11 protein-coding genes are annotated in these 14768 nt (G+C 70.7%); 8 read left to right on the top strand and 3 right to left on the bottom strand.

The genetic code is table 11. The annotated features are described in order from the left end of the window. Positions 1-9 precede the first annotated feature (9 nt). Genes ACIBO2_RS01910 through ACIBO2_RS01920 form a run of 3 tightly spaced genes read left to right on the top strand, consistent with a single transcriptional unit; the run spans position 10 to position 5965 of the window. Positions 10-813, top strand: coding sequence for a glycosyltransferase (locus ACIBO2_RS01910; protein WP_357647703.1), 804 nt, complete (start codon positions 10-12; stop codon positions 811-813). After that, positions 810-1913, top strand: coding sequence for a glycosyltransferase family 4 protein (locus ACIBO2_RS01915; protein WP_397294849.1), 1104 nt, complete (start codon positions 810-812; stop codon positions 1911-1913). Before ACIBO2_RS01910 ends, ACIBO2_RS01915 begins: the two co-directional genes overlap by 4 nt. Next, on the top strand, positions 1910-5965 hold the full coding sequence (locus tag ACIBO2_RS01920) for an alpha-(1->3)-arabinofuranosyltransferase family protein (RefSeq protein WP_397294851.1): 4056 nt from the start codon (positions 1910-1912) through the stop codon (positions 5963-5965). Before ACIBO2_RS01915 ends, ACIBO2_RS01920 begins: the two co-directional genes overlap by 4 nt. Here ACIBO2_RS01920 and ACIBO2_RS01925 read toward each other — a convergent pair. Beyond that, positions 5883-7100, bottom strand: coding sequence for an acyltransferase (locus tag ACIBO2_RS01925; protein WP_358547704.1), 1218 nt, complete (start codon positions 7098-7100; stop codon positions 5883-5885). The two genes, ACIBO2_RS01920 and ACIBO2_RS01925, sit on opposite strands and share 83 nt — an antisense overlap. Continuing rightward, on the bottom strand, positions 7097-7816 hold the full coding sequence (locus tag ACIBO2_RS01930; RefSeq protein WP_358547701.1) for a class I SAM-dependent methyltransferase: 720 nt from the start codon (positions 7814-7816) through the stop codon (positions 7097-7099). Before ACIBO2_RS01930 ends, ACIBO2_RS01925 begins: the two co-directional genes overlap by 4 nt. 279 nt (positions 7817-8095) lie before the next feature. Between ACIBO2_RS01930 and ACIBO2_RS01935 the strand changes: the two genes are divergently transcribed. Together ACIBO2_RS01935 and ACIBO2_RS01940 are read left to right on the top strand one after the other, a co-directional pair. After that, positions 8096-9013, top strand: coding sequence for a DUF3068 domain-containing protein (locus ACIBO2_RS01935; RefSeq protein WP_358547699.1), 918 nt, complete (start codon positions 8096-8098; stop codon positions 9011-9013). Positions 9014-9150: 137 nt separating this feature from the next. Then, on the top strand, positions 9151-10257 hold the full coding sequence (locus tag ACIBO2_RS01940; RefSeq protein WP_225295762.1) for a nitronate monooxygenase family protein: 1107 nt from the start codon (positions 9151-9153) through the stop codon (positions 10255-10257). Positions 10258-10308: 51 nt separating this feature from the next. Here the strand turns inward: ACIBO2_RS01940 and ACIBO2_RS01945 are convergent, their stop codons facing one another. After that, positions 10309-11118, bottom strand: coding sequence for a crotonase/enoyl-CoA hydratase family protein (locus tag ACIBO2_RS01945; protein WP_358547694.1), 810 nt, complete (start codon positions 11116-11118; stop codon positions 10309-10311). Positions 11119-11311: 193 nt separating this feature from the next. Here ACIBO2_RS01945 and ACIBO2_RS01950 point away from each other — a divergent pair, with 193 nt between their 5' ends. Genes ACIBO2_RS01950 through ACIBO2_RS01960 form a run of 3 tightly spaced genes read left to right on the top strand, consistent with a single transcriptional unit; the run spans position 11312 to position 14767 of the window. Further along, complete coding sequence (locus tag ACIBO2_RS01950; RefSeq protein ID WP_397294854.1) at positions 11312-12862, top strand: acyl-CoA synthetase; 1551 nt, start codon at positions 11312-11314, stop codon at positions 12860-12862. Next, on the top strand, positions 12852-13748 hold the full coding sequence (locus tag ACIBO2_RS01955) for an OB-fold domain-containing protein (RefSeq protein ID WP_358547690.1): 897 nt from the start codon (positions 12852-12854) through the stop codon (positions 13746-13748). Before ACIBO2_RS01950 ends, ACIBO2_RS01955 begins: the two co-directional genes overlap by 11 nt. Continuing rightward, the gene (locus ACIBO2_RS01960; protein ID WP_358547687.1) at positions 13748-14767 is read left to right on the top strand and encodes a thiolase domain-containing protein; all 1020 of its coding nucleotides are present in this window, start codon (positions 13748-13750) and stop codon (positions 14765-14767) included. The genes ACIBO2_RS01955 and ACIBO2_RS01960 overlap by 1 nt, the downstream gene beginning before the upstream one ends. Position 14768 lies beyond the last annotated feature (1 nt).

Genomic DNA, 14768 nt, shown 5'->3' on the forward strand with positions numbered 1-14768 from the left:
CGAGCCGTTATGCCGCCCTCCCCCCAAGGGGACGAGAGGACGAGCCGACCACCACTGCTCGAGATCGTCGTTCCCGCCTTCAACGAGGAACTTCGACTCCCGGGGGGGCTCCTGCAGCTGTGCGCGAAGCTTGCCCGCATGCCGTTCCCGACCGCCGTCATCGTCGTCGACAACAACAGCACGGACAGCACCGCTGAGATCGTCAGGACCTGGCCACGGGGACCGGTTCCGGTTCGGCTCGTCGAGTGCGCGACTCCCGGCAAGGGTGCCGCCGTCCGCGCGGGGTTGCTCGACACCAGCGCTCCCTTCGTGGGGTTCTGCGACGCCGACATGGCCACCGACCTGGCCGCCATCGATGTCGCGTTCGGCCTGCTGCTCTCCGGTGAGCGCGTGGTCGTGGGCTCGCGGGCGCATGCCTTCTCCGATGTCGAGAACCGGCACAGCCGGGTGCGCGAGCTGGGCGCCGTCGGCTTCCGCGCGCTGGCCCGCGTACTGGTGCGCGGGGTGAGCGACACGCAGTGCGGCTTCAAGTTCTTCGACGGCGCGCTCGTCCGCGAGGCCGTCGACGGGCTGCGTACCTACGGCTTCGCCTTCGACGTCGAGCTGCTGGCCCGCTGCGTCGCGTTCGGCTCGACGGTGCTGGAGATCCCCGTCAACTGGCGGGACATGCCCGGCTCCCGCTTCTCCCCGGCCAGGCACAGCGTCGGCATCCTGCTGGAGCTGGGCCGGATCTGGCTCAGACTGCGCGCCGTGCCGAGCCCCGGTGTGACTCCGAGGTGGGAGCAGCCGCTCGACCCCGTCGGATCTCCGTGAACGTCGCCGTCGTCAACTGGCGTGATCCGTGGCACCCGGCCGCCGGTGGCGCCGAGACGTACGCCTGGGAGATGGCCCGCCGCTTCGCGCGGGCCGGCGACCAGGTGTGCTTCGTCACGGCGCGGGCGCCGGGCCAGCTCAGGAAGGAGACCGTCGAGGGGGTAAGGCTGGCCCGCATGGGCGGGCCGTTCACCGTCTACCCCCTGGTCCTGGTCTGGCTGGTGCTGCGCCGGGGCGTGTTCGACGCGGTGCTCGATTGCCAGAACGGCATCCCGTTCTTCACGCCGCTGGTGCTGCCTCGCCGTACCAAGGTCATGTGCGTCGTCCATCATGTGCACGACCGGCAGTTCGACGTGCACCTGCCCCGGTGGCTGGCGGTGTTCGGGCGCTTCCTGGAGGGGCCCGCGTCGCGGTGGACGTACAAGGGGCGCGACAGCGTGGCCGTCTCGCCCTCGACCGTGAGCGCCATGCGCGAGCGGCTCGGCTGGGTCGGCCCCATTCACATCGTGCCCAACGGGGTGAACGTCTCCACGGACGGAGACTTCCCCAGAAGCCGGACACCGCGGCTGGTCTGCGTCGGCAGGCTGGTCGCGCACAAGCGCGTCGACCTGCTGCTCGACGCGGTGAGCCAGCTCAGGAAGCGGTGGCCGGACCTCGCCGTCGACGTGATCGGCAGGGGCCCGGAGGAGGCGCGGCTGCGCGCCCGGCTCCCGGAGGGCGTCACCATGCACGGCTATCTGCCCGAGGACGAGAAGGAGCGGCTGATCGCCGCCGCCTGGCTGCAGGTCAACGCCTCGCAGGGCGAGGGCTGGGGGTTGTGCGTGCTGGAGGCCGCCGCGCTCGGCGTGCCGACCGTCGCCTACGACGTGGACGGCCTCAGGGACGCGGTACGCCACGGCGAGACGGGCTGGCTGGTGCCCGAGGGCGTCGGGAGCACCGGCCTGGCCAAGGGCATCGCCGCGGCCCTGGACGAACTCAACGACACCTATCGCATGAAATGTCGGGAATGGGCGAGGAAGTTTTGCTGGGACCGGAGCGCGGAACAGCTGGCCGCGCTGGTGCATGGCCGTACGGCGGGACCCGGCTGGGAGGAGCCGTGATCGACAGGGTCCGGCACAGGCTCTGGCTGGCGCTCTGCTGCCTGGGCTTCGCGGTGCTGACGTTCACCACCAAGCCGGGCAGCATCATCTCCGACACCAAGCTCGACCTGGCGCTCAACCCGGTCGGCTGGCTGGAGCGCGCCGCCCACCTGTGGGACCCGCAGCACTTCGGCCAGCTGCAGAACCAGGTGGCCGGCTACCTGTTCCCGATGGGCCCGTTCTTCGCGCTCGGCGACCTGGTCAACCTGGCGCCCTGGGTGACCCAGCGGCTCTGGATGACGGTGCTGCTGTGCGTGGCCTTCCTCGGTGTGGAGCGGCTGGGCAGGCAGCTCGGCGTCGGCACGCCGGGCGCCCGGATCGTGGCCGCGCTGGCGTACGCGCTGGCGCCGCGCACGCTGTCGATCATCGGCGAGATCTCCATCGAGTGGCTGCCCGCCGCGATGCTGCCGTGGATCCTGATCCCGCTGCTCACCGCCTCGGAGACGGGCCAGCGGGCCAGGGCGGCGGTCAGATCGGGGCTGGCCGTGGCGCTGTGCGGCGGCGTGAACGCGGTCGCGGTGCTGGCCGTGCTCATCGCCCCCGTGCTCTACATCCTGACCCGGCCCGCCCCGGTGCCCCGCTGGCGGATGCTCGGCTGGTGGACGGGCGCGGTCGCCGTGGCCACCCTGTTCTGGTGGCTGCCGCTGCTGCTCGTGGGCCGCTACGCCTTCTCCTTCCTGCCCTACACCGAGACGGCCTCGACGACCACGCAGGTCACCTCGCTGACGAACGTGCTGCGCGGCGCCTCCGACTGGGTGCGCTACCTGACCGTCGGCGGCGTCACCGACCAGCCCGCCGGCTACGCGATCGCCACCTCCGCCGTGCTGGTCGCGATCACCGGCCTGCTGGCCGCGCTCGGCCTGGCCGGGCTGGCCCGGCGCGACCTGCCCGCGAAGGGCTTCCTGCTGGTGCTGTTCGTCGTGGGCGTGGCCGCGCTGGTCGCCGGGCACGTGAGCGCGCTGGAGCCGGTGGTCGCCGAGCCGGTGCGCTGGCTGCTGGACGGGCCGCTCGCGCCGCTGCGCAACCTGCGGAAGTTCGATCCCCTGGTACGGCTGCCGCTCGCCTTCGGCCTGGCGCACCTGCTGGCCGGGGCCCGGCTGCGGCTGCGCTCGGTGGCCCTGGTGGCCTTGGCCGGACTCGTGCTCCCCGTCTTCAACCAGGGGTTGAGCGCACCCGGCGACTTCAAGGAGGTGCCGCTCTACTGGAAGCAGGCGGCCGCCTGGGTGAACGAGAACGCCGGGGACGACGGCGTGCTGGTCGTGCCCGGCGCCAAGTTCGGCGAATACCTCTGGGGCCGGCCGATGGACGATCCCATGCAGCCGCTGTTCACCGCCCGCTGGACCACCCGGCAGGTCGCGGCGGCCGGCTCGGTGGGCCTGACCCGGCTGCTCGACGTCATCGACCAGCGGCTCACGGCCGGCTACGGCTCGGTGGGGCTGACCGACGTGCTGCGCAGGATGGGCGTGCGCTACCTGGTCGTCAGGAACGACCTCATGCGGGCGAACCTGCAAGGCGCCTGGCCGTCCAGGGTCTACGAGGCGCTGCGCGAGTCGCCGGGCATCACGAAGGTGCGCTCGTTCGGCGGGGAGGTCGGCGACACCGTCACGGACGACGTGATCGAATCGGTGGACTGGCCGTTCCCCGCCCTGGAGATCTACGAGGTGTCGGGCAGCTCCGACCTGCTCAGCGTGCAGTCGGCGGGCGACGCCGTACAGGTGCGCGGCGGCCCCGACTCCCTGCTCGCGATGGGCGATCTCGGGCTGCTCGGCGACGGCCCCGTGCTGGTGAACGACGACGCGGGCAAGCGCGAGGCACCGGTCGTGGCCAGCGACGCGCTGCGACTGCGCGAGCGGCAGTTCGGTGAGATCCGGTCGAACTGGACGCCCACGCTGACGGCCGACAGGCGCGACGACTTCTCCGGGGTCAAGACGCTCGACCTGCTTGAGAACGGCTGGCTGCGCGACACCGCCACCGCCGAGTACGACGGCATCTCCAGCATCACCGCCTCCTCCTCGGTGGCCGACGCCGAGGCGGTGCCCGGCCTCAGCGCCACGGGCCGCAGCCCGTGGGCCGCCATGGACGGCGACTACGAGACCGGCTGGGAGAGCGGCGGCTGGCACCGGCCCCAGGGCGAGTGGCTGCGCGTGGACCTGCCCAGGCCGCGGGTGATCCCGCGCTTCCAGGCGACGTTCACCAACAACGTGCTGCTCGGGCAGTCGGTCAAGCGCGTGGCCGTGGAGACCGAGGGCGGCCGGATCGAGCAGGACGTCCAGCAGACCAACAGCCCGCAGTGGCTGCGCGTCCCGCCCGGCGCGACGAGCTGGCTGCGCGTCAAGATCCTGGCCACGTACAACAGGAACTGGAGCTTCGTGCAGCGGGTGGGCATCACCGAGCTCACGATCCCCGGCATCCTGCCGGGCCGGACGATCCGGCTGCCCGGCGAGGGCGGCGACGCCTTCGTCATGGACCGGGGGCTCGACTCCCGCCCCTGGTGCATGCGGAACCAGAGCCGCTGGATCTGCAACCCGCTGCTGGCCAGGCCGGGCGAAGAAGGCGCCGGATTCGACCGCACTTTCACCGTTGAGGCGGGGCGGAAGGCCGCGGTACGCGGCTCCGCCGTCCTGCGCGACGCCAAGCTCGTCGACCGCTTCACCCGGCTGGGCGGGGACCTGACCACGGTGACCGGTTCGTCGCAGGCGACCAAGGACGCGGTGGTCGCGCCGCGGTCGGCGTTCGACGCCGACGCGGCCACCACCTGGCTCCCGGCCGCCGACGACCCCGAGCCCACGCTCACGCTCGGCTGGCGGGCCAAGCGCGTCCTGTCGCGGATCCAGATCGCCCGGCCCGGCGGCGACAAGCAGCCGCTCGACGTGGCCGTGACCGGTGACAAGGGCGCCGTTCGCAGCGGCCGGGTGGACGCCAACGGCTACCTGACGTTCAAGCCCCTCACCACGACCCGGCTCAAGCTGCGCTTCTATCCCGCCTCCAAGCGGCTGCAGGTCACCGAGCTGGTGATCCCCGGCGTCGCGCCGGCCAGCAGGCCGGAGGGCGTGCCGTTCCGGCTGGCCTGTGGGCAGGGACCGCAGCTGCAGGTCAACGGCGCGAGCGTGGCGACCAAGGTGAGCGGCACCTTCGCCGACCTGCTCGAACAGCGGCCGGTGAAGTTCACCGGCTGCTCCAAGGCCGCGCTGGCGGCCGGCGACAACCGGGTCAGGGCCGCCGGCTGGGACCCCTTCGCGGTGGAGAACCTGGTGATCGGCGCGCTCCCCGCCGGGCCGCCCGCCGTGGAGGGCGCGGCCGTCCCGGCTACATGGTCGTCGTCGGTACGCGAGGCGCGGGTGACGGCGCCGAAGGACGCCTTCCTCGTCGTCAACGAGAACTACAACGCGGGCTGGCGCGCCGAGCTCGACGGCAAGGCGCTGCGGCCGCTCCGGATCGACGGCTGGAAGCAGGCCTGGGAGCTGCCCGCCGGCACGACGGGGACCGTACGCATGGAGTACCTGCCCGACCGGCCCTACTGGCTCGCGCTCGCCGTCGGGCTGGCCGGGATCGCCCTGCTCACGTTGCTCGCCCTCGTGCTGCGCGGGCCGCGTCCCGAACATGTCCTGGCGACCGCCGCCGCCGCCGACTCGCGGCTGTCGCGTTGGCGGGTGCCGTACGTGATCGTGCTGGGGCTGGCGTTCGGCGGCTGGGTGGCGGACTGGCCCGGCATGCTCGCGGTCCTGGCCGCCGTCGTGGCGGTGCTGCTGCTACGCGTACGGCGCGCGGTGGCCGTGCACTGGGTGGCCGGTTGGCTGTTCGGCGGGGCCACGGCGGCGCTGGCGGCGGCCATGGCGCTGCGCGACTACGGGGTGGACGTCGGGCTGCTGACGGACCAGGTGCCGCAGCTCATCGCCTGCGCGGCCATGGGCGTGCTCTTCGGGCAGCTGGTCACGGAGCCGGAACCACCGGCGGCTGAGCCGGAGCCGGCGGTGGCGGAGGAACAGGAGCTGGCCGGCGCCCGGCCAGCCTGAGCGCGCTCTCCTCGACCAGGTGGTAGCTGGTGGCGCTGAGCAGGAGCGAGGCGATGAAGGTCAGGATCGCGACCTTGACGAAGTCACCGGTGAACGGCTGATCCCCGGTGATCTTGTAGTACAGGGTGATCACCGGGGCGTGCCACAGGAAGAAGCTGTAGGAGATGCGCCCCAGGTACGCCGTGACCGGATTGCCCAGCACGCGATGCCTCAGTGAGTCGTGCCTGGAGGCGAGCGCGAACGGCGCGACCACCAGGACGGCCACCGACGTCTCCAGGATCATCCGCCACAGCGACTGCGACAGCGTGGGCAGGGTGAGCGTGCGCGGCCCGGCCAGCTCGGTGCTCAGCACCGCGTACAGCAGCAGGGCCAGCACCAGCAACTGGGGCGCGAGCGCGTCGACGACCTGGCTCTGCTTGATCCACACCGACAGGACGGCCATGGCCATGCCGGCGGCGAAGTAGATCAGGTGATGCGGCAGCCAGAGCGCCAGCTGCGGCTGGTCGAAGACGTGCGAGACGACCACGCTGGCCAGCGAGACCACCGGCAGCACGGCGATGCCCGCCAGCAGCCTGACCGGCCGGTTGCCGCCGCGCGCCCAGGCGTGCAGGGCCCAGACGTTCAGGACCCAGGCGAGCACCGGCAGCAGCAGGTAGAACGCCATCTCGATCGGCATCGTCCACATCTGGTAGAGGCCGTCGGGGGCGCGGTTCTGCTCGGTGTAGTTCTGCAGCAGGAACAGCCACTTCACCCAGCCGGTCCAGTCGAGCGAGCTCCACGCCCACAGGGCCAGCGCCGTGACCAGCCAGTAGGCGGGCATGACGCGGACCACACGGCGCCACAGGTAGCGTCCCGGCCGGGGGCGGGGTGTGTCCTCGATGACCGCGCGGGCCCACGGGCGGTAGAGCAGCAGGCCCGACAGCAGGAAGAAGATCGGCACGGCGATGCCCAGCCGGGTGGTCATCCAGGCGAACATGCCCTCGCGGTACATGATCCCGGTGTTGCCGCCGACGTGCAGCACCCAGACGCCGAGCGCGGCCAGGGCGCGGATGCCGTCGAGCGCGGCGTCCCTGCCCGCCGGTGGGTCCGTCGCGGGCGTCTGCGGGAGGCTCACGGGTGCTTGTTGCGGATTCATGGGCGCTTCCTGAGCACGAGGACCAGATTCCACGTGGCGAACTCCCTGACGATCGGCACCTTCAGCATCGGCCGCCACCACCAAGGCAGGTAGCGGGGCAGCACGTCGACCAGGTCGGCGTCCGTACGGGTCCGCGCCCAGCGCAGACCGTCGGCCACCGAGACCGGATAGAGGCTCTGGCCGTAACGATTTTTGGGCGGCTTCCCGTTTTTTTCCTCATATTTCCGGGCGGCCCGGTCGCCCCCCAGGTAGTGCCAGGGCGAGGTCTCGTGGCCGCCCCAGGGGGAGAGCCAGTTCGTGTACGCGAGGAAGATCAGGCCGCCGGGCCGGGTGACGCGCGTCATCTCGGCCGCCATCCGCCACGGGTCTGGAACGTGTTCCAGGACGTTGGACGAGAAGCAGACGTCGAAGGAGGCGTCGGCGAGCGGCAGGTCGAGCGCGCTGCCGAGCACACCCCCGCTGGGCGCGCCCTGTCCGGCCAGCTCGCCGGCGTCGACGTCCACGCACAGGCAGCGGGCGCCGTCGCGTCTGAAGGCGTCGGCGAAGTATCCAGGACCGCCCCCCACGTCGAGCACCGTCTTGCCGCTCAACGTGACGTAATGCCGCAGCTGTGCGGCGGTGTCGGCGGCGAGCGTGGTGTAGTAGTCGCTCGGCGTGGTCTGCTCGGACCTGAACGCGCGGAAGAGGCGGACGGATCTGGCCAGATCGGCGCGCATACTCGCGGCTCCCGGGTGCTTGACGGGCTCCCACAATAGAACGAAGCTCTGGCGGAGGCGATACCGCTGCGGGACAGGCGCGATAACATCCCGCTCGGACCCGCTTCATCGTAGAACCTGTTCCGATTCGTTATGCGGATGTAGCTGCAGCGATCTGTGATCGAATGCTACTTTCCAGTAGCGATCATGTTGCGGGTTAATCACGCCCGCGATCTGATGTCCGGGGGGACAAGTAAGCCGGCCTTCGTCGTATCCCTCGACCGCCAGGAGGATCCCAGAATGCGACGCACACCTGTACTCGTTCTCGTCGCCGTCGGCGCGTTCCTGGTCGTACTGGCGGGAATGATCCGTTTCTGGGCGGCGGAAAGGATCATCGCGGCTCCGGCGGCCCAATACAGCGTCACCAAGCTGCAGGCCCCGGGAGCCCAATACTTCTCCATCGCCGACGGCAAGGTGCTGACCGCGGACCTCAGCATGCTCGTCACCACCCGTGGCGACGTCAAAGAGGCCACGGACAACCGGGTGGTCTGGGACCAGTTCACCGTGGTGGACGACGTCACCAACAGCAAGCCGCAGATCAGCCTGTCGGAGCGGCGCAGCGCCTTCGACCGGCGCACCGGGGTGGCCGTCAACTGCTGCGGGGTCAGCGTCGACAAGGAGCCGGTGAAGCTGGAGGGGCAGATCTACCTGTTCCCGTTCGGCACCGAGAAGAAGACGTACAAGGTCTTCAACCAGACGGCCAAGAAGGCGTTCGACACGACCTTCGTCGGTGAGGACACCGTCAACGGGCTGCCGGTCTACAAGTTCCAGCAGGTCGTCCCGGCCACGAAGGTCGCCACGCTGACCGCCCCCGGCTCGCTCTTCGGCGTGACCCAGTCGGGCGACATCCAGCTCGACCGCTGGTACGAGGGCACCGACACCTACTGGGTCGAGCCCAACAGCGGCGCCCCGGTCAAGCAGGAAGTGCGGCGCAACGAGACGCTCAAGACCCAGGACGGCGTCGAGCGCGCCAAGGCCCTGGTCGCCACCGCCTCGTTCACTCCGCAGACCATCACCGAGATGGTGCGCACGGCCACTGACGCCAAGAACCAGATCACGCTGCTGAAGACCACGATCCCGATCGTCCTGCTCGTGCTCGGCCTGCTCGCGCTGGCCGTCGCGGTCCTCCTCGGCCGCCGCCGCCGCGAAGGCGAGTAACTCGTACGGCCGGCACAGGGCGCCCGTGACTTGTTCCGGGCGCCCTGTCCGTTTGTGTGGTTATTTGTCCGACCGACGAAAAGTTCTAGTACTAGAACACGTTGCAGTTTCTTCGCCGCCGGTCGTATTGTCGGCCCATGCGGACCCGTGTCACGGACATGTTCGGAATCGAGCTACCGATCTTCGCCTTCAGCCACTGCCGCGACGTAGTCGCCGCGGTCAGCCGGGCCGGCGGGATGGGCGTGCTCGGAGCCCTCTACTTCACCCCAGAAGAGCTCGAAATGGAGCTCAAATGGATCGACGACCACGTCGACGGCCACCCGTACGGCGTCGACGTGGTCATGCCCGCCTCCTACGAGGGCGCCGACTTCGCGCCCGAGGAGCTGGTGGGCCGCCTGCAGACGATGGTCCCGGCGGGCCACCGGCAGTTCGTCGAGAACCTCCTGGCCGCCCACGGCGTGCCGCCCCTGTCCTCGGACGCCGACGCGGGCAAGGTGCTGCTCGGCTGGACGGACGTCACCGCCCGCCCGCAGGTGGAGACGGCGCTGCGGCACCCGATCGCGCTGCTGGCCAACGCGCTGGGCCCGCCGCCCGCGGACGTGGTCGAGCTCGCCCACTCCCACGGCGTCAAGGTCGCCGCCCTCGCCTCCACTCCGCGCCACGCGCTCAAGCAGGTGGAGGTGGGCGTGGACGTGGTGGTGGCGCAGGGCACGGAGGCCGGCGGGCACACCGGCGAGATCTCCACCATGGTCCTGATCCCTCAGGTGGTGGACGCGGTGGACGTGCCGGTCCTGGCGGCGGGCGGCATCGGCAACGGCCGCCAGATGGCCGCCGGCATGGCTCTGGGCGCCGAGGGCGTCTGGACCGGCTCGCTCTGGCTCACGGTCGAGGAGGCGGACACTCCCGAGATGGCCAAGAAGCGCATTCTGGAGGCCACCTCCCGCGACACGGTCCGCTCCCGCAGCTGGACGGGCAAGCCGGCCCGCCTGCTCAAGAACGAGTGGACGGACGCCTGGGAGTCGCAGGAGTCGCCGGGGACGCTGCCGATGCCGCTGCAGTTCATGCTGGTATCGGACGCGCTGCGCCGCATCGGCCGCTCGGACGCCGCCGAACTGGCCACCTTCCCGGCGGGCCAGATCATCGGCATCACCAACCAGGTCCGGTCGACGCGCGACGTCATGTACTCACTGATGGAGGAGTACGCGGAGGCCACGGAACGCCTGGGCCGCATCACGGGGGACTGACCCGCCGTCAGAGGTAGCGGGGGAGTCCCCGCTACCTCGGCGCCGTCGCGCTCAGTGGCCCTTGTAGCTGGCCGCCCGCTTCTCCTTGAAGGCCCGAGCGCCCTCGCGGGCGTCCTGGGAGCCGATCACCGGCCAGCCGATCTCGTCCGACACCTTGAGCGCCTCCGGCTCCGGCATGCCCAGCGTGTCCCGGTACGTGCGCAGGATCGCCTGCACCGCGAGCGGGCCCGAGGCGGCGATGTCGTCCGCGATCTCCCGCGCCACCGCCAGTGCCTGCCCGTCCGGTACGACGCGGTTGACCAGGCCCATGGACAGGGCCTCCGCCGCGGTGATCGAGCGGCCGGTGAGCAGCAGGTCCATGGCGTGGCAGTACGGGATCTGCCGGGGCAGGCGGATCGCGCTGCCGCCCATCGGGAACAGCGCCCGCTTGGCCTCGAACAGGCCGAGTGTCGCCGACTCCGCCACCACCCGCAGGTCGGTCCCGACCAGCAGTTCGGTGCCGCCGGCCACCGCGTAGCCCTCGACCGCCGAGACGATCGGCTTGGTCGGGAGGTCCTCGCGGAGCAGGCCCTTCCAGTGGAAGTTGGGGATCTGGGCGGCGCGCGCCTGGACGTCGGCGTCCGTCGAGGGCTGTCCCATGGCCTTGAGGTCGGCGCCGGCGCAGAAGGTGCCCTCCGCGCCCGTGAGGATGGCGGCCCTGACCTCTGCTTCGGCCGACACGTATGCCCAGGCCGAGGCCAGGCCGATCAGCATGTCGGAGGAGAGCGCGTTGCGCGCCTCCGGCCGGTTCATGGTGACGATGACGACGTGGCCGTCGCGTTCGACCCGGCAGTGGGGGGTGCTGATCGGCAGGAGCTCCACGGACGCCTCCAGATAACGAATCAAGCGCTTGTTAGGCAGCGATCCTACCCTGTGGCGAGCCCGCGAGACGATGATGGCGGCACGACCTCGATCAAGCGCTTGCTACGACTCCGGTGCCGGGATACGCTGCCCAGGCAAAACGAGAACAAGTTCTTGTTTATCGGGGCCTCGGACCACCTGAAGAGGAGTTTCGATGGGCACGCTCGGTTTCTGGAGACTGGCGCAGGCGGATCCGGACTGGATCGCGTGCGTGGACCCAGACGGTACGGAGCACCGCGCGGGCGACCTCCTCGCCCGGTCGAACCAGCTGGTGCACGGCCTGCGCGAGCTCGGGCTGAAGCCGGGAGACGGCGTCTGCGGCCTGGTGCCGAACGGCGTGGACGGGCTCGTCCTCTACCTGGCCGCCTTACAGGCCGGCTGGTACTACACGCCGATCAACTGGCACCTGACCGGGCCCGAGATCGCCTACATCGTGGCCGACAGCGAGGCCCAGGCGTTCTTCGTGCACCCCAGGTACGCGGCCGAAGGAGTCAGGGGCGCCGAGGCCATCGCGCCTGAGCGGCGCTTCGCCGTTGAGGATGGCGATATTTCGGGGTTCCGGCGGATCAGTGAGCTGACCGACGGGCAGCCGGACACCGCACCTCCCGACCGTACGGCCGGGCTGACCATGCACTACACCTCGGGTACGACCGGCAAGCCCAAGGGCGTCCGGCGGCCACTGAACGGGCTCGACCCCGACGACGCCGCCGAGATGCTGTCGTTCCTGCCGGGCCTGTTCGGCATCACCCGGGGCCGGCCGAACGCGCACCTGATCACCTCGCCGAACTACCACACCGCCGTCACCCAGTTCGGTGGCACGGCGCTGCACATGGGCCACACCCTCGTCTACATGGACAAGTGGGACGCGGAGGAGATGCTCCGGCTCTGTGAGAAGTACCAGGTCACGAACTCGCACATGGTGCCCACCCACTTCAAGCGCCTCCTGGCACTGCCCGAGGAGACCCGCCACAAGTACGACCTGTCCTCGCTCAAGTGGATGATCCACGCGGCCGCCCCCTGTCCGGTGCCGGTGAAGTGGGCGATGTTCGAGTGGTGGGGCGACTGCGTCTACGAGTACTACGCGGCCACCGAGGGCGGCGGCACCCTGGCCACGCCGGAGGGCTGGAAGGCGCACCCGGGCACGGTCGGCTCGGCCTGGCCGATCAGCGAGTTGCTCATCGTGGACGACGCGGGCGAACCCCAGCCGACCGGAACCCCGGGGACGATCTACATGAAGATGCTCGGCGCCCGGTTCGAGTACAAGGGCGACCCCGCCAAGACCGCCGAGAACCAGCTCAAGGACTACTTCACGGTCGGCGACATCGGCTACCTGGACGAGGACGGTTTCCTCTACCTGTGCGACCGCAAGGCCGACATGATCATCTCGGGCGGGGCGAACATCTACCCCGCCGAGATCGAGAACGAGATCATGATCCACCCCAAGGTCGCGGACGTGGCGGTGTTCGGCATCCCGGACGAGGAGTGGGGCGAGCAGATCAAGGCCATCGTCGAGCCCGCGCCGGGCTCGGCGCCGGGTCCCGAGCTGGCGGCCGAGATCCTCGCCTCGCTGGAAGGCCGCCTGGCCCGGATGAAGTGGCCCAGATCGATCGACTTCATCGAAGAGATGCCCCGCGAGCCCAACGGCAAGCTGCTCAAACGCAAACTCCGCGCACCTTACTGGGAGGGACACGACCGTGCCATCTGAACCGCTGGTGGCGGAGCACGTACTGGAGTTCCCCGGCGGCTACGCGCGCACGACCGGGCCGGTGATCGGACGCTTCCTGACCGAGCTGCGCGGCGGCCGGATCGTCGGCGTGCGGACCGCCGAGGGCAAGGTGCTGGTGCCGCCGCTGGAGTACGACCCCGCCAGCGGCGAGGCCGTCACGGAGGAGTTCGTCGAGGTCGGGCCCGCGGGGACGGTGACCGCGTGGGCATGGGTCGCCGAGCCGCGCGACAGCCACCCGCTCGACCGGCCGTTCGCCTGGGCGACGATCAAACTCGACGGCGCCGACACCGCGCTGGTGCACGCCGTCGACGCGGGCAACGCCAAGGCGCTGCGGATCGGCAGCCGGGTCTGGCCCGTCTGGCGGAGCGAGCGTACCGGTCATATCACCGACATCTCCTACTTCGCGCCGGAGGTCACGAAGATCGTGTCCCCCGTGCGGGCCGAATACCGGCTGCAGGTGGGCGGGTCGCTGCTGACCTTCCTGGAAGGCGTCGAGCGCGGCGTGTTCCTCGGCGGCCGGTGTCCCAGCTGCGAGAAGGTGTACGTCCCGTACCGCGTCTTCTGCCCGGCCTGCGGTGGCCCGATCGCCGACCAGCTGGAGTTACCCGACACCGGCACGATCACCACGTACGCCATCAACAACCTGCCCGACCCGCGCGCCCCCGAGGTGCCCTTCGTCTCCGCCTACATCCTGCTCGACGGGGCGGACATCCCCATGATCGCCCTGGTCGGCGGCGTCCCGGCGCACGAGGTGCGGCAGGGCATGCGGGTCAGGGCCGAATGGGTGCCCGAGGGCGAGCGGACGAAGTCCATGGCCAACGTCCGATGGTTCGCCCCCACCGGCGAGCCGGATGTGGAGCTCTGATGCGTGAGGTAGCCGTCGTCGCGTTCGCCCAGACCCGCCACACCGACCATGACGGCGGCCTGAGCGAGCCCGAGCTGATCCTGCCCGTCATCAACGAGGTCAAGGAGTCGACCGGGCTGAAGCGGTTCGGCTTCACCTGCTCCGGCAGCTGCGACTACCTCGCGGGCGCGCCGTTCTCGTTCGTCTCCGCGCTCGACGCGCTCGGCGCGTGGCCGCCGATCTCCGAGAGCCACGTGGAGATGGACGCGGCCTGGGCGCTGTACGAGGCATGGGTACGCCTGCAGCACGGTGACATCGACTCGGCCCTGGTGTACGGCTTCGGCAAGTCGTCGCTCGGCGACCTGCGCGAGATCATGACGCTCCAGCTGGACCCGTACTATCTGGCGCCGCTCGGCCTCGACCAGCTCTCCTTCGCCGCCCTGCAGGCCAGCGCGGCCGGCGCCGAACGCAAGGAGCTCGACGAGATCGTCCGGCGCAGCCGGGCCGACGGCCGGAGCAACCCGTACGCGCTCGACCTGCCCGAGGACGTCGGCGACGAGTACGCGGTCGAGCCGATCAGGAAGTCGGACGTCGCCCCCATCACGGACGGCGCGGCGGCGATCGTCCTGGCGGCCGGCGACCTGGCCAGGGAGCTGTGCGCCAGACCCGCGTACATCCGAGGCATCGCGCACCGCATCGAGCCGCACTATCTGGGCACCCGCGACCTGGCCCGGTCGGTCTCCGCGGCCGACGCCGCACGGGCCGCGGGGGTCGGCAAGGGGCCGGTCGAGGTGGCGGAGCTGCACACGCAGTTCGCCCATGAGGAGCCGATCCTGCGCCGGGCGCTGGAGCTGCCCGACGGCACGGTGATCAACCCGTCCGGCGGCCCGCTCGCCGCAAATCCGGTCATGGCCACCGGCCTCATCCGCATCGGCGAGGCGGCCCGGCGCATCCACGACGGCACGGCCGCCCGCACGGTGGGCCACGCCGCCGGCGGCCCCTGCCTGCAGCACAACCTTGTGACCGTCCTGGAGGCATGAA

This window comes from Nonomuraea sp. NPDC050022, from assembly GCF_044460705.1.
Lineage (GTDB): Bacteria > Actinomycetota > Actinomycetes > Streptosporangiales > Streptosporangiaceae > Nonomuraea.